The organism is Erwinia pyri, from assembly GCF_030758455.1.
Classification (GTDB): domain Bacteria; phylum Pseudomonadota; class Gammaproteobacteria; order Enterobacterales; family Enterobacteriaceae; genus Erwinia; species Erwinia pyri.
In genome coordinates this window covers 2,235,319-2,253,967 of record NZ_CP132353.1, presented here as the reverse complement: position 1 = coordinate 2,253,967, position 18,649 = coordinate 2,235,319, and the positions used below count along the sequence as shown (strand labels likewise).

Genomic DNA, 18,649 nt, shown 5'->3' with positions numbered 1-18,649 from the left:
TCACTGACTTACACTTTTTAAAATCGAATAAAAAATACGCACAGCCCCCTCAAAATTTGTTACGCCGTAACATTTAGCAGCGAAATACCTGAACATTTGCCAGGTTTTCCGCCGCCACCTCCAGCCAGATATTCTAAGCTTTGAGTTCAGTAATATATTGCTATGCGAGGAACTCATGAAAAAAAATAACAGCACAATAGGCATCGCACCTTATGGCGGATCGGCAGGAGGCTGGGGAGCACTAAAAGCGGTTGCCGATGCAATTCGCGGTCAAATGTCGGTTAAACAGGATGTCATTGCGCTTTTCAAGGTTAACCAACCGCAGGGGTTCGACTGCCCCGGCTGTGCATGGCCCGATCCCCGTCATGGCTCCTCCTTTGAATTTTGTGAAAATGGTGCAAAAGCGGTTTCCTGGGAAGCGACCAGTAAACGTACCACGCCGGAGTTTTTTGCCGCGCATACCGTCACTGAACTGTGGCAGCGTAATGCGTTTGAGCTTGAAGGAGAGGGGCGGCTGACCCACCCGATGAAATATGATGCCGCTACCGATACCTATCAGCCCGTAGAGTGGGAGACCGCGTTCAGGGAGATCGGCGAACGGCTGCAAAGTTATGAAGATCCCAACAGCGTCGAATTTTATACTTCAGGACGCGCTTCCAACGAGGCTGCTTTCCTCTATCAGCTTTTTGCCCGCGAATATGGCACCAACAATTTCCCGGACTGCTCAAACATGTGCCACGAACCTACCAGCATAGGGTTGCCGGAGTCTATCGGCATTGGCAAAGGAACGGTTGAACTGGATGATTTTGACGAATGTGATCTAGTGATCTGTATCGGCCATAACCCCGGAACCAACCATCCCCGCATGCTCGGCACCCTCAGAGAGGTGGCGAAACGGGGAGCAAAAATTGTGGCAATCAATCCGCTACGCGAGCGCGGACTGGAGCGTTTCACTTCGCCGCAAAGTCCGATTGAGATGCTCTCCCTGGGCTCAACCGAGCTGGCTTCAACCTACTATAAGGTTCGGGTGGGCGGAGACGCAGCACTGCTGAAAGGGGTGATGAAATTACTGCTTAAAATGCATGAGACGGCGATCCGGGAAGGGCAGCCGGGGGTGATTGACCAGGCGTTTATTGATGAACATACCCAGGGCTTCGAAGAGCTGAAGGCCGATCTTGATGCCACCGAGTGGGAGCATATCCTGAAAGTCTCTGGACTCGATTATCAGGATATCTTGCATATTGCCCGGCTTTATGCCGACTCGGAAAAAACCATTATCTGCTACGGTATGGGCATTACCCAGCACCAGTACGGCACGCAGAATGTGCAGCAGATTGCTAATTTACTGCTGATGCGCGGCAACATGGGGAAACCTGGCGCCGGTATCTGTCCGCTGCGTGGGCACTCCAACGTGCAGGGCGATCGCACCGTTGGCATCACGGAGATCCCGCCACAGTCGCTGCTGGACAGCATTGAGAATGTGTTTGGCTTTAAACCGCCACAGGAGCATGGCCACGGTGCCGTTGCGGCGATCCAGGCGATGCGTGACGGGCAGGCAAAAGCCTTGCTCTGTCTGGGTGGGAACCTGGCTGAAGCGATTTCCGATCCTCAGGCGACTTTCGCCGCCATGCGCAAGCTCGATCTGGTCGTCCATATGGCCACCAAACTCAACCGCTCTCATCTGCTGCTGGGCAAGCATAACTATATCCTTCCGGTTATAGGCCGCACTGAAGAGGACATACAGGCTTCCGGCGCGCAGAGCATTACCGTGGAAGACTCAATGTCGATGGTTCACGCTTCTCGCGGATCGCTGAAGCCTGCTTCACCCTGGCTGAAATCAGAACCGGCCATTGTTGCCGGGCTGGCGAAAGCTACGCTGCCGAATACCCGCGTGGACTGGGATAAAATGATCCGCGATTACAGTTTTATCCGCGACAGTATTGAGGCGGTTTTCCCGGCCTTTAAAGATTACAACGAGCGTATTAAACAGCCTGGCGGTTTCCGTCTCTATAACGGCGCCAGCGAACGCGTCTGGAATACCCCTTCTGGCCTTGCGCAGTTTAAGATTATGGAGGGCATCAACGAAGATCCCCGTTCGCTGAAATGTCATGACCTGGTGCTGACCACGCTGCGCAGCCACGATCAGTACAACACCACGTTGTACGGACTTAACGACCGTTATCGCGGCGTAACGGGCCGCAGGGATGTGCTGTTTATGAATGCGGAAGAGGCGGAGAAACGGGAGCTGCGCGTGGGGGATAAGGTGAATATCATCGCCCTTGATCCTGAAGGTAAGCGTACCGATCGCCGTATGGATAAGCTGACGATTGTGGTGCTGGACATGGCGCCTGGCTCACTTGGGGCTTATTACCCGGAGGCAAACGTCATGATCCCGCTCGACAGTTATGACACGCGAAGCGGTATTCCGGCTTACAAAAACATTCCGGTAGATATGGAGAAATGTGAAATGCCTGTTGAGGAGACGGATGGCGCACTGCGGTAAACAGCCCTGGTGACTCTACGGCGTCTTCGGACGCCGTAGTACAACAACGTTTCAGGTGACAACGTCACATATAGCCTTGCTGATTGCACTTTTGCCGGGCATTCAGGTATCTTGTCGGCCATCAGTCTTGTTACCGGAAAGCATTATGACAAACCATACCTCGAAAGATCCTCTGCATGGGGTGACGCTGGAAGCACTGCTCAACGCATTGCAGGCCCAATATGGCTGGGAAGAGTTGGCCAGGCGTATCAATATCAACTGTTTTAAGAGCGATCCCAGCGTTAAATCGAGCCTGAAATTTCTCCGCCGCACGCCCTGGGCGCGTAAAGAGGTGGAAGAGCTTTATCTCGCTTCGCTGGAGGAACCGCGTGCCGCAGAGCCTGAGGTTCCGGCAGAGAGTCCGTGGGCAAACTGGAAAAAGAAAGAGTAGCTATCACTGAGTAGTGGATGCCTGAAAGAGTAAGGCAGAGGCGATCTTCTCTGCCGCAAAGGGAGTTTTCTTCACACCCTGAAAATTTTTAGCCATTCCCCCCGTCCTGAAACACTTTCCCCCGTCCTTACAAAATCCTGAAAAGTTCCCTGATAATCTTTTACAGAAGAAATAAAAAAAATTATAGTTCTCATTCGCATTTGGGTTGCCAGCGAATCAGTGGCATAAAAATAAAATAATCTTCTGAGGTAGTACGATGTTTTTTGCACCAGGCCGTACCAGAGAAAAGGGCTTCAGCCATGAAGCTGGATATGCTCACGCTCCCCGTTATTCCGCGCTGGCTGTGCTGGTCGCGGTCGCCCTGCAGGTCCCCCATACTTTTGCTGCCGAACAGACGGCAGTACCTGCTGCTAACGAACAGACGCTGACGGTAGAAGCAACCGCAGAGAGCGCAACCGGCAGCGCGGCGACCGATTACAGCGTGCCGGTGACCAGCGCTGGCACAAAAATGTCGATGATTGCGCGCGATATTCCGCAATCGGTCAGCATTATCAGCAAGCAACGGATGGAGGACCAGCAGCTGCAGTCGCTGGGCCAGGTGCTGTATAACACCACCGCTATCCAGGAAGGGGTAGCGGATATGGATCGTCGTACCTACTATTCACGCGGTTTTCTGATCGATAACTACATGGTAGATGGCATTCCAACCGTGTTCGAGACACGCTGGAACCTGGGCGACTCCCAGTCTGATACGGCGATGTTTGAGCGTATTGAGGTGGTTCGCGGCGCGTCAGGGCTGATGACCGGCACCGGCAATCCTTCCGCTTCGATCAATATGATCCACAAACATGCCGACAGCCGTGAATTTGCCGGTAATGTTTCCGCTTCTTACGGCAGCTGGAATAAACAGCGCTATGTTGCCGATCTTTCTGCACCGCTGAGTGAGTCTGGCAACGTGCGTGGCCGGATTGTCGCCGGTTATCAGGATGGCGACAGCTTTGTCGAGCGCTACAGCGCAGAGAAAAAATTCCTCTATGGCGTTGTCGATGCTGACCTGACAGACTCCACCACGCTGACCGTGGGGTATGAATATCAGGAGACCAACGCCAACCGCCCGGCCTGGGGTGGCGCTCCCCGCTGGTATACCGACGGTAGCAAAACAGACTATCGTCGCGGCTTTAACACCGCGCCGGACTGGGCTTACAACGACAAACAGAATAATAAAGTCTTTGCTAATCTGAAGCAGAGCTTCGATAACGGCTGGCAGGCGAACCTTACCGGCACCCACAACGAAACGCTGATCAACAGTAAACAGATGTACATTGATGGCTATTTCGATAAAACCACCGGTTTGGGCGTTTCCCGCTATCAGGATTACGATGTAGTGGCGGGAACGGGTTACAACTCCGGCAAGCGCAAGGTTAATGCTGTTGATGCCTATGCCAGCGGTCCGTTTGAGCTGCTTGGCCGTCAGCATGAGCTGATGATGGGGCTGAGCTACACCAAACAGAAAAACACCTATTACAGCTCCTTTGCCAATATATCCTCTGCAGAGCTGGGGAACTTCAACAACTATAACAGCAGCTTCCCTGAAACAGACTGGGGGCCACGCACGCTGGCTCAGGAAGATATCATTCGTAAGAAGTCCGCCTACATGGCAACACGCCTCTCGCTGGCCGACCCGCTGCACCTGATCCTGGGCGCACGTTATACCAACTACAACTCCCATTCCCTTACTCAGGAGTTTGAGAAAAATAACGTTTCGCCCTATGCGGGCCTGGTGTTTGATATCAATGAGAACTGGTCAACCTACGCCAGCTATACTTCGGTCTTCCAGCCGCAGACTCAGCGCGATATCAACCGCAGCTTCCTGTCACCGGTTATCGGCAAGAACTACGAGGCTGGTGTTAAATCAGACTGGTTCAACAGCCGCCTGACCACTTCCGTCTCCGTTTTCCGTGCGGAGCTGGATAATGTCGCGCAACTTACCGGCCAGAAAATACCGGGTACGGCGGGCGAAGATGCCTACAGAGCCACGGACGGTACCGTCAGCCGCGGCGTTGAGTTTGAAATCAACGGCGCCATTACCGATAACTGGCAGATGACCTTTGGCGGCACCCGCTATATTGCTGAAGAGCGGGATGGTACGGCGGTGAATCCACAGCTGCCCCGCACCCAGCTTAAGCTCTTTACCAGCTACCGCTTGCCGATGCTTGAGGAGATCACCGTGGGCGGTGGGGTTAACTGGCAGACGCACGTCTGGAGCGATATTGCCGGCCCGGATGGCAACGGCACGCTTCGCGCAGAGCAGGGTAGCTATGCGCTGGTGAACCTCTTCAGCCGTTATCAGGTCACCAAACAGCTCTCCCTGCAGGCTAACCTCAACAACCTGTTCGACAAGGAATATGACACCACGGTGGACAACATCTATACCGTCTACGGCGAGCCGCGTAACTTCTCGCTGACCGCCAGCTATCAGTTCTGATAACGTTAATGGCTCCTTTCAGGAGCCATTTCCCCCCTTCGGCTTACCATGGCAAAACCTTTCCCTGATAGTCCAGATAGTGAAGCCCCGTGCGTCCGGAATAATTTTCCATGGTGTTGATTAATGCAGGAATGCTTTCGCCAATGCTCAGGCGGGCTTCCGGCCCACCCATATCCGTACGCACCCAGCCTGGGGCCATCAGCAGCAAAGTTTTTTTCCCTTTAGCATGCCGCGCAGCAAAACTGCGCATAAACATGTTCAGCGCTGCTTTGCTGCCACGATAAAGTTCATAGTTACCATTGATATTGTTAGTCAGACTCCCCTGGCCGGAAGACATTACGCCAATAGTCCCTGTCGGCAATACCAGATCCTGAAAAGTCTCAATGACCCGCATTGGGCTAAGCGAATTGGTCAGCATCACCCTGAAAAATTCCTCTGTAGAAACGTCGGCGATAGTTTCGCCATCCCTGTTTTTCACGCCTGCATTTACGAACAGCAGGTCAGTACGGTGGTTTTTTAGTCGGGCATGAAGTGCTGCTACCTCTTCTGGTTCGGTGATATCTACCGTTTCCACTTCCAGCCTGTCGGGATATTTTTCCACAAGCCTGTTAAGTGGTGTGGTAGAGGAAGTCCGGCCAGTGGCGATGACCTGCCAGCCTCGCTGGAGATACTGTTCCACCATGGCAAAACCCAGGCCACGGGAAGCGCCAATAAGCAGGACGGTTTTCGCTGTTGCAGTCGATTGCATAAATTTAATCTCCGGGTTGAAACACCATTTTGCGTCGGTACAGGTTTGAACCTGTGAATGAGGAAAATATAATCTGGAAGGAGAGGAGGCGGAAGACGCAGCAATTGCATTACTAATCTGCATCAGACGCCTTCCCATAAACCGTGGCGGAGGCTAAGATGAGACATGAACGAACCCGATCTGAACCTCCTTATTGCGTTGAATGTGCTGCTGGCTGAAGTCAGCGTTGCTGGCGCTGCACGCCGTCTGGGATTAAGTGCCTCCGCCATGAGCCGGACATTGACGCGGTTGAGAAATTCAACTGGTGACCCGTTACTGGTTCGGGCTGGGCGTAAAATGGTGCTGACACCCTATGCGGAAACACTTCGTGAGCGCACTCCGCATGCCCTGATTGAGGCACGTTCGTTGCTGACGCCTGTGTTGAATGAACTTAACCTCGCTACACTGTCCCGCACCTTTATCCTCCGTACTAACGACGACTTTGTGGAAATCTACGGCGCAGCGCTGATTGCAGCGGCTTCTGCCGTCGCACCGGATGTTTTCCTGCGTTTTGCTCCAAAACCCGAGAAAAGCAGTACGCCGTTAAGGGAGGGGATCATTGATCTTGAGATTGGTGTGGCCGGTGAAATGGGGCCTGAAGTTCGCCTGCAGGCGTTATTCAGGGATAAATTTGTTGGCGTGGTCAGGAAAGGTCATCCACTAGCGAAGAAGAAACAGGTAACGGCTGAAGAGTATGTCTCCTGGGGCCACGTCGTGACCTCGCGTAGAGGCAAAATTCGTGGCCCGGTTGATCAGGCACTGGCCGGGAAGGGGTTGGAGCGAAAAATTGCAGGCGTAGTGCCGGGCTTCTCCGCTGCGTTAGCAGTGGCTCAAGCTTCTGACCTGGTGGCACTGGTTCCTTTGTCCTGCCTGAAGAAAAACCCGGCAATGGCTGACAGAGGTGCAGAGACAGTGCTGCACATGTTTCAACTGCCGGTCGCAACCCAGACGATCACGGTATCCATGCTATGGCACCCCAGAATGGAAGCCGATGCAGCACATCGCTGGCTGCGTAAGCTTGTGCTTAGCGTATGCCGTGCCAGATAAACAGTCAGCATGGGAGAGCGTATTGAAGCTTTAAAGCTGACGAACCAGAGCGCGCTGTTTATCCAGCAGGAAAGGGCGCAGATAGCCAACCGTGTTGGAGAGCAGGATCAGATCGTCGGATACCCGCAGATTCAATATATCCTGCAGATATGCCTTGCGGATTTCCATTCTCTGCCACACTTCCGGATAGCTGGCTGCCAGCTCTTCCCGCAGCGCTTTATCAGCCAGCGCGACCGTATCTTCGATGCTGCATCCGCCATAGCCCGGCAGCGAAGGGATGATATCGATCTGGAAAATCATGCCGCTCTGCTGCTCAGGCCACCTTTGTAGCCCCCGGTCAGCGAAAACTTATCTCCCCGCTGGATCTGTTTGTCGGTAGGATAAAGTCCGGCATGGGCAAATCTTTCACCAGTCGACGCGATGGTCACCACATTGCCAGGCTGGCCGTCACCCGCTAACAGCTGGCCAATTTCTTTTTCGCTTTTGCCCACCTCAAGCGTATCCAGTGCCCTGAGAATATGGGTGGAGGCCAGGTTTGCGCCATACTCATAGCAGGCGATCTCGCTGGCGCTGTTCAGACAACGCACGCCATAGTCCGGCGAGATAAACAGGCCGGTGGCGTTAGTCACATGCTGCCTGTCGCCAGCGGCATCAATCACCTCATCCAGAATAAAAGCAGGAATATCAAAACGGTAAGCATTATTCTGCTGCTGAGAGGTAAATAACTTCCAGCCTGCAATCCCGGTCTTGCTTGCCCGCGTCACGCCAGCCTTAGCTAGCAGCGTGGCAAGCGGGGCGTCATTATCCATTGGCTGATTGGGCAATGAAAAAGCCGGAGCATGAAGGCAGGCGCCCGGGTTTCTGGCATGAGGCACCAGTTTGAGGTTCTCATTGCCCATGATATAGGTCAGCTTGCCCTGCGCCGTCACCACCAGCAGCGCCTCTTCAAAGCGGGGAATAAAGCCTGACAGATATTCGAAATTCCCCCCATGCTCTTTGTCGGCATAAATGACCAGCACATCAAAATTGTGCTGCTGCATGGCGGTAAGAATTTTTTGCAGACGATGCGCCATCACCTCATCACTGATTACGGTACTTTTGACGTTGGAGAAGGTCTTTGGGGGCGGAATAGGGCTGAGAGTAAAACGGACAAGGGACTCGTTCATGGTATTCCTCCTGTAAAATCTGTTCTCAGTGGTTAGCGTGTCCGACTACTCTTTTAATGCTTTAAGCTCTGCCAGCGCCTGCTGAATAATTTTGGCGGCTTTGCTCTGGCTCTCTTCATCACTGTTATGGAACTGGTGCAGCTCGCTCCGGAGCGAATGGATCGCCTCCATCAATGCCGGCGCGAAAGCCTGGCGGTGCTCGGACATTGCCTGATTGACCGAGTCGCTCTGACTGGCAAACAGCGCCAGCTTCGCCATTAACGCCTCTGCCACCTCCTGATTCTGAGTCAGATAAGCCTCACCTTCGGCGTTGATCGCAAAACGCTTACGGTTACCTTCAGGCTGGACGGTAACATGGCCGACATCCTCAAGATAAGTCAGTGCCGGGTAAATCACGCCAGGGCTTGGGGTATAGAATCCGCCGCTTTTCTCGCTGAGGATTTTGATCAGCTCATAGCCGTAGCTGGCCTGCTCCTTCAGCAGCGTCAGTAACAGCAGCTGTAGCTCATCCGCGCCAAATTTACGGCCGCGCAGGAAAGAAGGGCGATCGCGGTGTCCGGCATCATCACGGCCGCCGCGATGCCCCCGATGACCGTCAGAGTGACCGCCACGATGAGCGGAACAGTGATGGTGGCCTCGCGGATTTTCGGCATGACGATGCATGCGTTCATGGAACATTTCTTTAAACATAGCACTCTCCTGTAGGGGTTAATATCTTACGACAGTATCGTAAGATAGTGCTATTTTTATATCTTAAGATAGTAAAAAGCAACAGCGGTGGCGAAATAAAACGCGAAAGGCATGTATATGACTTTATTATTACAGTCTGACGCCGCAGCCATAAACGCGGGCTTATCAGGCAGAGGCCAATCCCATTTACTCATCTTCAGGGGCGCCGGAAAAGCCTGTGAAATTTCGGTTTTGCTGATTTTTTATTCTGGCTTATATAACCCTTGCAGCACAATACTCTTAATTATCACATCATTTTTTCCTATCACTGACACGCCATCAAAACCACATATCCCACATTAACAACAAAAATCCGTCTTGCGCGGTATGGATGCAAGGGTCACTATGAGGCCATCAGAGTCCACCGCATCAGGTGTAAAACATGCAGCAGGATGAACGGTTAAACAGAGAAATCATGCCAGATGTTCTGACGGCTGCGGAGCAGATACGCAGCAAAAAACGCAGCAGCGTCTCGCTGGTCAACCTCTGTCTTCAGCGCATAAAAACCCACAATCCCACATTGCACGCTTTCGGCGATCTCTTTGAAACCTCAGCGCTTAAAGAAGCGGAGGCATGCGACAGCGAAGCGGCACAAGGTCAGTGGCGAGGCCCGCTGCATGGCGTGCCGTTTGGCATTAAAGATCTGTTTTCTACTGCTGGGTTACGTACCACTAAAGGTTCCCTTACGGCGCTGGAGAATGTGCCAGAGAGCGATGCGCCGATTATTGCTCGCCTGAAAGCAGCGGGTGCCATTCTGTTAGGTAAAACCGCCACTACTGAATTCGGCTGGACCGGCTCCAGCTATTCCCGCCTTTTCGGCCATGGCCGTAATCCCTGGAACAGCGACTTAACCAGTGGGGGTTCCAGCTCTGGTTCAGCAATCAGCGTGGCGGCGCATCTGGTGCCGGGATCTCTGGGATCGGATGGCGGCGGTTCGGTGCGCATACCCGGCGCGTTTTGCGGTCTTTTTGCGCTGAAAGCCTCGCTGGGCCGCATCCCGACCTGGCCCTGGTCAGCCACGGAAATGTTGAGCCATGCCGGACCGATAACGCGTACCGTCCGGGACAGCGCCTTACTGTTCGACCTGCTTTCGGGTCCCGATGCGCGCGACCACCAGGCCCTGCCAGAAAAGGGGGAATCCTGGCTGGCTCGCTGCGACACTCCGCTGCCTCGCTTCCGTGTGGCTTATGCCAGCACGCTTTTCAATGTCCCGGTTGACCCAAAAATTGCATCCCTGGTGGAGCAGGCGGTGGAGAAGATGCAGCAACTGCCCATTGATCTTCAGCCACGCCAGCTTGACTGGGAAAGTCCGTTTCAGGCGTTTGATACGCTCTGGACCGGCGGTCGGGGCGTGGCCTATGGTTCCGCGTTGCAGGATCAGCTGGATAAACTCGACCCGGGATTCGCCACGCTGATCGCCCGTTCAAAAGAGATCGGCCTGGCTGACTATCTCGGCGCTCAGAAAGAGCGTGCCGCCTTTGCCACGCAGGTTCATGCACTGTTTGATGAAGTTGATTTACTGGTGATGCCGACTCTGCCGGTGCTGCCATTTGCGGCCGATCGCCAGACGCCACCTGAGCAGCAGGAAGGGAACAGTGGCGTAGAGTGGGCCCGCTGGACGCCCTTTACCTGGCCCTTCAACCTCAGCGGCAATCCGGCGGCCACCATACCGTGCGGTTTCACTCCTGAGGGCTTACCGGTAGGCATGCAGGTGATTGGCAGACGCTATGCCGAAGGCGATGTTCTGCAATTCTGCGCCGCGCTGGAAGCGCTGATGCCCTGGTCGCAGCATCTTCCGCCACAGGCATGATCGCCACGGGTATACTGCTCTTTTGCCGACTATTCAGAGATCAAAAGGGGAGTCATGATCAATCAACCGCGACTGGATGAAATCAAACGGGTGCTGGGCAGTGAAAAGCGGGTGCGCGTTACCGAACTGGCTCAGCGTTTTGTGGTGTCGGAAGAGACCATTCGCCGGGACCTGAAATATCTTGAAGAGCACGGCGTACTGCGTCGCGTCCACGGCGGAGCCATTTTGCCAGTGCCGAGTGAGGAGCAGCCGCTGCAAATCCGCAGCCGCATTAAGCCGCGAGCCAAAGTGCGGATAGCACAGCTGGCCAGCGATCTGGTTGAAGAGGGAATGGCGCTGTTTCTGGATACCGGCACCTCCACGCTGGCGCTGGCGCAACAGCTGACCTCGTTTTCCAGACTGAAGGTTTTTACTAATTCGCTGGATATTGCCGGGCTGCTGACACAGCAAAGTGACAATGCAGTCACGCTGGTGCCAGGCCGCGTGCGGCGCAATGATAACGCTCTGACGGGTCCTCACGCGCTGGCGTTTGCGCGGCAGTTTCATTATGACATCGCTTTTATGGGAATTGGGGCGGTGGATGCAGAACACGGATTTATGGATTACGAAGAGCCGGAAGCGCTGCTGCGCCGCGTGCTGACGCAACATTGTCGTCGGAGCGTGATTCTGGCCGATGAGGGGAAATTTGGCCTGCGCACCTTTGTTAACACGCTGCCTTTCAATGCTGTGAATACGCTGGTGACGAACATGCCCCCTCCGCCGAATTTTGTAGAGAGTCTGGAGAAAGCCCATGTCACTATCCTCCATCCCGGCGTCGCTGCGGATGACGCAAAACGATTATCAGGCCTTTGACGCGCTGTTTGCACAGAGTTGTGATATTGGTGCCACGCCCGCAGGCGGGCTGCATCGGCTCACGGCCAGTGCAGAAGATGGCGCAATGCGCGACGCTTTCTGCCACTGGCTACGCCAGCAGGGCTTCAGCGTCCACGTCGATGAGATTGGCAACGTTTTTGGTCTGCTGACTCTATGCCCCGGAGCGCCCTGGCTGCTTTGCGGCTCTCACCTCGACAGCCAGCCCGCCGGAGGCCGTTTCGACGGTGCCTATGGCGTAACGGCAGGGGCGACAGCATTGAGCAGCCTGGCCCGTCAGCTGAAAGAGCGCGATGAAGACGCCAGGCTGAATCTCGCCGTGGTGAGCTGGACCAACGAAGAGGGCGCACGCTTCCAGCCAAGCCTGATCGGCAGCGCGGTGTTTACCGGCGCAACCACACTGGAAAAAGCGCTCGCCTGTAAGGATGCTGAGGGCATTACGCTTGGGGAAGCTCTTGAGATGATCGGCTATCGTGGCGAACCGTTACCGCCTATGACGCTGGCGGCCTATGTTGAAATACACATTGAGCAGGGCCCGCACCTTGAACAACAGCAGAAGCAGGTGGGTGTGGTAAGCGAAACCTGGGCTGCACTCAAGTGGCAGGTAGCCTTTCGGGGAGAACAGAACCACACCGGCCCTTCGCTGATGGCGAGCCGACGTGATGCGCTGCTGGCTGCGGCAAAAACCATCGTTGCGGTACGGGAAGAGGCCGACAGGCACGGACTGGCACTGCATACCTCGGTCGGACGTCTGGAAACCTCGCCCAACTCGCCTAATGTGGTGACTTCTGAGGCGACGCTTTACATTGAGTTTCGATCGGCAGATGAGGCGTTACTCAGAGCAACCGGCGAGCTATTTTCCCACAAGCTGCAAACTATTGCGCAGGAGACCGCTACTGATGTCAGCCTGATCTCTTCGCTGTTCAGGCAGCGCCAGCAGCTTGACGCAAGGCTGGCGCAACGGGCGCAGAAGCTGGCGCATGAGCTGGGATTAAGCTCGCTAAAAATGCAAACGGTTGCGGGGCACGATGCGGTCAGCCTGAGCGCCAGCTGTCCAAGCTGCCTGTTGTTTGTGCCAAGCCGCGACGGCCTGTCGCACAACGAGCGCGAGTTTACCGCGCAGGAAGAGTTGCACCGTGGGTTGGATCTGCTGCTGGCGCTGCTGGCCGATATTTGCCTGTTTCCGGACGTGGAGGAAACAGCATGATAACCCGTTTACAGCAGGTCCTTAGCGCCTGGCAGCCGGAAGCTCTCTGGTCCATTGAGCCAGGTACAGCAGGCGTGGCGTCACCCCATCGCGTAGCTACCGAATGGGCAGGATTTCGGGTTGCTCAGGGCGAGCGGCACTATTATGCCAAGGTTCTGCATGACGATCAGAAGCCGTTGATTGATGCTGAAAATGTCTTTGCCGCCGCTCGTGCCGCCGCAGAGCAGGGGCTGACGCCGCCTCTTCTTCATACTGACAGCGAGCAGGGTGTGGCTCTCTACAGCGCGCTGGAAGAGGGGTGGCATTGGGCGACGCTGGATCAGCTCACCCGGCCGCAGAACCTGCAGAAGATCACGCAAATGCTTGATCGGCTGCATCAGATCTCACTGCCTCTGCCGGGGCGACACGACGCCATGCTGAAGCTGCGTCAGCGTTGTGAAACTGACAGCGTGACGCTTCCTGATGAGCTGCTGTGGCTGGGAGAGTGTGTGGACCTTGCCTGGGAGGCGCTTGCAGTGCAGGCGAAACCGTCGGTGCTGATCCACGGCGATCCGATTGCCAGCAACTGGCTGGTTAACGAACGCGGTGAGTGGCAACTGCTGGACTTCGATTCCGCTGCGCTTGATGACCCCTGGTATGACACCGCTGTGCTGCTGAATGAAACACTCTCTTTTGATGACCAGTGGCGTGAAGCGATCCGTAACTGGTACGGGTCATGCAGTGAAGCGGACTTTGCCCGCTGCCGTCTCTATGCGCTGGCCGACGACTATTACTGGACGCTGTGGGGCTTCTGGAGCGGCCAGACCAGCCCACGGGGGCTTGAATTTACTAAGATTGGTCAGTGGACGCTGCTGCGCTGTCGCCAGAGTGCCAGTGACCCGCGTCTTGAACGTTGGTTAGCCCTTGTGGCGGGGAGAGCAGCATGAGCAAACGTCTGGGAGAAGCCGTCAGCTGGCAGGAACAGCGTGTTGAAAAGGCTATTGCAGCCGTGCCGGCGTGGCAGGCTGCTGAGAGTCGTTACCAGCCGGTGGGTGGGGGGATCTCAAATGCCAACTGGCGGGTAGAGATTGCTGGCGCTCCCTGTGCCTATTTTGTGAAGATCCCCGGTGAGGGCACAGAGCGTTTTATTAATCGCGATACCGCCCATGAAGCCAGCCTGAAAGCCGCAGAAACGGGCTATGGTGCGCAGGTGGTGGCCTATTTGCGTGACCAGGGCGTAGAGATTTTTGAATTTATGGAAGGGTGGCGAACCTCTTCAAATCACGATTTTCAGCAACGCGACGTGCGCCATAAGGCACTTCATGCTCTGAAGAGTTTTAACGATAAGTCGCTGCTGGCCGAAAGCAAAACCGTGTTCGATATGCTGGATGAACATATTGACCAGGTGACTGGTCTCGGCGGCACCTTTTCTGCCGATGCCGCCTGGCTGCATAAACAGGGCCAGCGTGCGCAGGCAGCCCTTCGGGCTTCAGGGCTGGATATAGTTCCATGCATGAACGATACGCTGGCGGGTAATTTTATGCTTAATGCCAGCGGAGATATCCGGCTGGTTGATTTTGAATATGCCTCAAATAACGACCGTTGCTACGAACTGGCTTTATGGTTTGGCGAAATGTTCTTTACGCCAGAAATTGAACGGGAATTGCTGGAAGCCTATTTCGGCAAGGTAGATAACGCCAGTTTTGCCCGCGTGCAGTTGCATAAATTTCTGGCTGATATGAAATGGTCCACATGGGCAATTATTCAACATCAGGTTGCGGATATCGATTTCGACTTTTCAAAATATGGTGCATGGAAAACGCAGCGTGCACGAAGCGTGCTTAATCATCCCGACTGGGAAAACTGGTTACGCGCGGTTTAATAACCAATCCTGTTTACTAAATAAGTGGCAGCATCGCCACGAATGTGTGTGTCCGTCAATTCCGGGGAATCGCTGATTATCAGCAGGTAAAGGAGTGCTAAATCCATATTAATCATTTCAGGAGGTGGTGATGAGTTCGATAACTATTGCGCCGCATAAGCGCTCTCTGATCAGTTTAAAAAATAAGATCTTTACCCTGTACCTGCTGGTTCTGGCGCTGTTTGCTCTGTTTCCGCCGCTTTATTTAAGCGTCAGCGGCAGCCGCGCGTTAATTATGGGCATTCCCTTGCCAATTATTTACTGGCTTGCGATTGCCATTTTTCTGGGTATCGGGCTTTGGGTGATGTATCTCGCTGAATGTGCATTCGGGGAAATTCCTGAAGATGAGGAAATAGCATGAATATGTCCGCCGTTGAACCCCACTATTTTATTACCTTTGGTCTGATCGGCCTGTTTCTGGCAATCATGATCGCCGTACTTTACCTCACCAATCAGAAAAGCACCTCTTTTTCTGATTATGCTGTTGGCGGACGCTCTTATGGTCCGTGGTACATCGCCATGAGCTACACCAACTCATGGTGGCCAGGGGCAACCTTTACCGCCTTTTTTGCGCTCTCCGTAAGCGGCGTGATCGGATTTTATGGTGCCGTCTACTCCACGCTGGGCGTAACGGCCATGTACCTGATGGCGCGGCGTGCCTGGAAGTGGGGCCAGCATTTCAACCTGACCACCCAGCCCGATCTGCTGGGAATGCGTTTTAACAGCCCGGCGGTGAAAAGGGTCGCGTCGATTATCGGCATTATCTGCGTCTTCCCATGGGTGGTGATGGGGATCCAGGCGCTGGCGCTGCTGGTGGAGTTCGCCAGTTTTGGCCGCTGGAGTGTGACTACCTGTCTGATTGCAGGCGTGGTACTCATTCTGGTGCGTCAGTATTGGACCGTCAGCATGGGGATGCGCGGGCTGATTATGACCGATATGTATCAGGGAATTGTCGCCTACGGCCTGGGTTCGCTGGTCTGCCTCTGGCTGCTGTTCAGCGGCGGCGAACAGGGATTCAGCCAGCTGGCCAGCCTCCCGCCCGCCATGCTGCAAATTCCGGGTTCGGCGGGCAGCCACTATGGCAGCTGGTATATGTTCAGCCTGATCTTCACCGGCGTGGTGGGGTCGATGTGCTGGCCGATGAGTTTCCAGCGCATTTATACCGCCAGCGGCATTCGTTCAGTAAAGAAGGGTACGCTGCTGACCATTCTGCTGGTAGGTGGGTTCTATGCCATTCTGATGCTGTTTGCCACCGCCATCAGTCAGGATCCGGGCGTGCAGGCTAATCCTCAGCAGGGATTCTTTACTGCCCTGTTTACCCAGGGCGGTCCGTGGTTGCTTGGTCTGGCGCTGGTCATTGTGCTGGCTGCAAGCATCGGTCATGTTGATGGCTGCGTACAGGTATGCGGTACACAGTTTGCAAACGACCTGGCGACCTGGAATAAACCTCGCAGCGATCGCCAGCTCACTTTGCTGGCGAAGTCGGGCATGGTGGTGTTTATCGTCGCGGCGGCGGTGCTGGCTTACCTGACCTTTAACTATTCGCGTCTGCAACTGCTGGCGCAGATCTCTTACCAGGGAATTATCCAGCTTGCGGTGCCGCTGTTCTTTGGTATCTTCAGCCGCTTTGGCAACAAGCAGGGCGCACTGATGGGGATGCTGACCGGGATCGTTATCGCCATTGTGCTGACGGTATTCTACCCGGATGACATCCCGGCGCTGGGATCGCTTACCAGCGGCATCGTTGGTCTGGCCGGAAATGTGCTGGTATTTATTGTTTGCGGTGTGATGATTAAATCATCGGCTGAAGAGAAGGCGCGGGTAGAGGCGTTGTTTGCTCTTGCCGATGGCGTCAGGCAGCCGGTGGGTAAACCGGTACTGAATTAACCCTGAAGGCGGCGCAAGCCGCCTTCTTTGTCTCTGCTTAATGACCTCCTGAGCGATAATTTCCTCATCATCCAGTTACTGCATCAACTCTTCCTGCCCCTTTAGCAAAACATCACAGCCGTTATGTTGCGCCATTCCCGCTATCTCCTTACTATCCATGGCGTATTCAGATATTAACAAGCGAGTATCTTTATGGAGCCAGAACGCACTACTTCAAAGCAGCCGTTGCAGGAAGCCCCGCCGTTAAGGCTGCTATTCAGCGCCCTGTTACTGGTTATGCTGCTTGCGGCACTTGACCAGACTATTGTCTCCACAGCGCTGCCCACTATCGTGGGTGAGTTGGGGGGACTAAATCAGCTCTCATGGGTGGTTATCGCCTACACCTTAGCCTCTACTATCGTGGTGCCGTTATATGGCAAATTTGGCGATCTGTTTGGCCGCAAAAAGGTTCTGCAGATCTCGATTGTGCTTTTCCTGCTTGGCTCTGCGCTGTGTGGCGTCGCACAGAATATGGATCAACTGGTGCTGACCCGTGCGCTGCAGGGGCTGGGCGGCGGGGGATTGATGGTGGTCAGCATGGCCGCTATTGCCGATGTGGTGCCGCCCGCCGAACGTGGACGCTATCAGGGGCTGTTTGGCGGCGTGTTTGGCCTGGCAACGGTCATCGGCCCGCTCACAGGCGGCTTTATTGTTCAGCACGCATCATGGCGCTGGATCTTCTACATCAACATTCCGCTCGGGCTTTTTGCGCTGTTAGTGATTGGTGCGGTACTGAAACCGGGCGGGAAAAGAACGCAGCACGAGATCGACTATCTTGGCGCCTTTTATCTCTGTATGGCACTGGTGGGTATTACGCTGTTTACCAGCGAAGGCGGCAGCGTAAAAGCGTGGTCGGATCCGCTGCTGTGGTGCATTCTCGCGTTTGGCGTGGTGGGCCTGATTGGTTTTATTCATGAAGAGCGTCAGGCGGCTGAGCCCATTATTCCGCTGACGCTGTTTCGCGACCGCAGCTTTCTGCTAAGCAGCCTGATCGGTTTTATTATTGGCATGTCGCTATTTGGCAGCGTCACCTTCCTGCCGCTCTATTTACAGGTGGTCAAGGCGGCCACGCCTACGCAGGCGGGGATGCAGCTGCTGCCGTTAATGGGGGGCTTACTGACAACGTCCATCGTCAGTGGACGGATTATCAGCCGGACAGGGCGCTATCGTCTTTTCCCGATAGCGGGCACTCTCTTCGCCAGCGTGGGAATGGCCTTACTGACGACCATTACCACCGACTCGCCCACCTGGCATCTCTATCTTTTTACCTGCGTCATGGGAATGGGGCTGGGCATGGTAATGCAGGTACTGGTGCTGGCGGTGCAGAATACGGTAGCGCCAAATCTGCTTGGGGTCGCCACGTCCGCGGTGACGCTGTTCCGTTCGGTCGGCGGTTCAATCGGTGTAGCGTTATTTGGTGCAGTGTTCAGTCAGGTGCTTGAAAGGGGGCTGGAGCGGCTGATCCCCGCCGGGAGCGAACTGCCGCGCAGTATGAATCCCGCGGCGATACAGAATTTGCCCGCCGCCCTGCACCATGACTACCTGCTGGCCTTCAGCGACGCGATTCATGCTGCCTTTATAATGGCAACCGGCGTGATGGTTTTGGCGTTTATTTTAGCCTGGTTTTTACCGGAATCCCCTCTACGCAGCAAATAAGAGCGGGAAAGTCCCCTCATAAATAGATCGGGAGAGGAGATAAAGGGCGAAAATATTCTGGCGTGATAATGTAGTTTCAGCCTAAAAATGTCACGCCAGAAATATTTCTGTTATTACATATGATGTAAAGATA

The 18,649-nt window shown here is 54.6% G+C and carries 14 protein-coding genes and 1 pseudogene; 12 read left to right on the top strand and 3 right to left on the bottom strand.

The window, feature by feature from the left end:
* Window positions 1–175: 175 nt before the first annotated feature.
* The 3 genes from Q3V30_RS10440 (at window position 176) to fhuE (ending at window position 5,418) form a co-directional block, all read left to right on the top strand.
* Window positions 176–2,503: an FdhF/YdeP family oxidoreductase gene (locus Q3V30_RS10440; RefSeq protein ID WP_306213026.1), complete on the top strand. Its 2,328-nt coding sequence runs from the start codon at window positions 176–178 to the stop codon at window positions 2,501–2,503.
* A gap of 145 nt (window positions 2,504–2,648) precedes the next feature.
* On the top strand, window positions 2,649–2,933 hold the full coding sequence (locus Q3V30_RS10435) for a VF530 family protein (RefSeq protein WP_306213024.1): 285 nt from the start codon (window positions 2,649–2,651) through the stop codon (window positions 2,931–2,933).
* Window positions 2,934–3,189: 256 nt separating this feature from the next.
* The gene (gene fhuE, locus Q3V30_RS10430) at window positions 3,190–5,418 is read left to right on the top strand and encodes a ferric-rhodotorulic acid/ferric-coprogen receptor FhuE (protein WP_306213022.1); all 2,229 of its coding nucleotides are present in this window, start codon (window positions 3,190–3,192) and stop codon (window positions 5,416–5,418) included.
* Window positions 5,419–5,461: 43 nt separating this feature from the next.
* Here fhuE and Q3V30_RS10425 read toward each other — a convergent pair whose 3' ends face one another.
* A complete protein-coding gene (locus tag Q3V30_RS10425) occupies window positions 5,462–6,166 on the bottom strand; it encodes an SDR family NAD(P)-dependent oxidoreductase (protein ID WP_306213020.1) in 705 nt (234 codons plus the stop codon).
* A 165-nt stretch (window positions 6,167–6,331) separates the two neighbouring features.
* Between Q3V30_RS10425 and Q3V30_RS10420 the strand changes: the two genes are divergently transcribed.
* On the top strand, window positions 6,332–7,252 hold the full coding sequence (locus Q3V30_RS10420) for a LysR family transcriptional regulator (protein ID WP_306213019.1): 921 nt from the start codon (window positions 6,332–6,334) through the stop codon (window positions 7,250–7,252).
* A 30-nt stretch (window positions 7,253–7,282) separates the two neighbouring features.
* Here the strand turns inward: Q3V30_RS10420 and Q3V30_RS10415 are convergent.
* Both Q3V30_RS10415 and Q3V30_RS10410 read right to left on the bottom strand, forming a co-directional pair.
* Window positions 7,283–8,418, bottom strand: a pseudogene (locus Q3V30_RS10415) (aminopeptidase P family N-terminal domain-containing protein).
* Between the two features lie 45 nt (window positions 8,419–8,463).
* Entirely contained in the window at window positions 8,464–9,108 is a 645-nt protein-coding gene (locus Q3V30_RS10410) for a PadR family transcriptional regulator (RefSeq protein WP_306213018.1), read from the bottom strand.
* Between the two features lie 421 nt (window positions 9,109–9,529).
* Between Q3V30_RS10410 and Q3V30_RS10405 the strand changes: the two genes are divergently transcribed.
* The 8 genes from Q3V30_RS10405 to Q3V30_RS10370 all read left to right on the top strand — a co-directional run bounded on the left by Q3V30_RS10405 (window position 9,530) and on the right by Q3V30_RS10370 (window position 18,516).
* Window positions 9,530–10,957: an amidase gene (locus Q3V30_RS10405; RefSeq protein WP_306213016.1), complete on the top strand. Its 1,428-nt coding sequence runs from the start codon at window positions 9,530–9,532 to the stop codon at window positions 10,955–10,957.
* 54 nt (window positions 10,958–11,011) lie between these two features.
* Window positions 11,012–11,809: a DeoR/GlpR family DNA-binding transcription regulator gene (locus tag Q3V30_RS10400; protein ID WP_306213014.1), complete on the top strand. Its 798-nt coding sequence runs from the start codon at window positions 11,012–11,014 to the stop codon at window positions 11,807–11,809.
* Window positions 11,748–13,034 carry a M20 family metallo-hydrolase gene (locus tag Q3V30_RS10395; protein ID WP_306213012.1) on the top strand — a complete coding sequence of 429 codons (1,287 nt, stop codon included), beginning with the start codon at window positions 11,748–11,750 and terminating at the stop codon, window positions 13,032–13,034. The genes Q3V30_RS10400 and Q3V30_RS10395 overlap by 62 nt, the downstream gene beginning before the upstream one ends.
* Window positions 13,031–13,960 carry an aminoglycoside phosphotransferase family protein gene (locus Q3V30_RS10390; protein WP_306213010.1) on the top strand — a complete coding sequence of 310 codons (930 nt, stop codon included), beginning with the start codon at window positions 13,031–13,033 and terminating at the stop codon, window positions 13,958–13,960. The genes Q3V30_RS10395 and Q3V30_RS10390 overlap by 4 nt, the downstream gene beginning before the upstream one ends.
* Window positions 13,957–14,895, top strand: coding sequence for a choline kinase family protein (locus tag Q3V30_RS10385; protein ID WP_306213009.1), 939 nt, complete (start codon window positions 13,957–13,959; stop codon window positions 14,893–14,895). Before Q3V30_RS10390 ends, Q3V30_RS10385 begins: the two co-directional genes overlap by 4 nt.
* A gap of 130 nt (window positions 14,896–15,025) precedes the next feature.
* Window positions 15,026–15,295 (top strand): hypothetical protein, encoded by a 270-nt coding sequence (locus Q3V30_RS10380; RefSeq protein WP_306213182.1) that lies wholly within the window; start codon window positions 15,026–15,028, stop codon window positions 15,293–15,295.
* Complete coding sequence (locus Q3V30_RS10375; protein ID WP_306213007.1) at window positions 15,292–16,821, top strand: sodium:solute symporter family protein; 1,530 nt, start codon at window positions 15,292–15,294, stop codon at window positions 16,819–16,821. The genes Q3V30_RS10380 and Q3V30_RS10375 overlap by 4 nt, the downstream gene beginning before the upstream one ends.
* A 192-nt stretch (window positions 16,822–17,013) precedes the next feature.
* Window positions 17,014–18,516 (top strand): MDR family MFS transporter, encoded by a 1,503-nt coding sequence (locus Q3V30_RS10370; protein WP_306213005.1) that lies wholly within the window; start codon window positions 17,014–17,016, stop codon window positions 18,514–18,516.
* The last annotated feature ends 133 nt before the right edge of the window (window positions 18,517–18,649 follow it).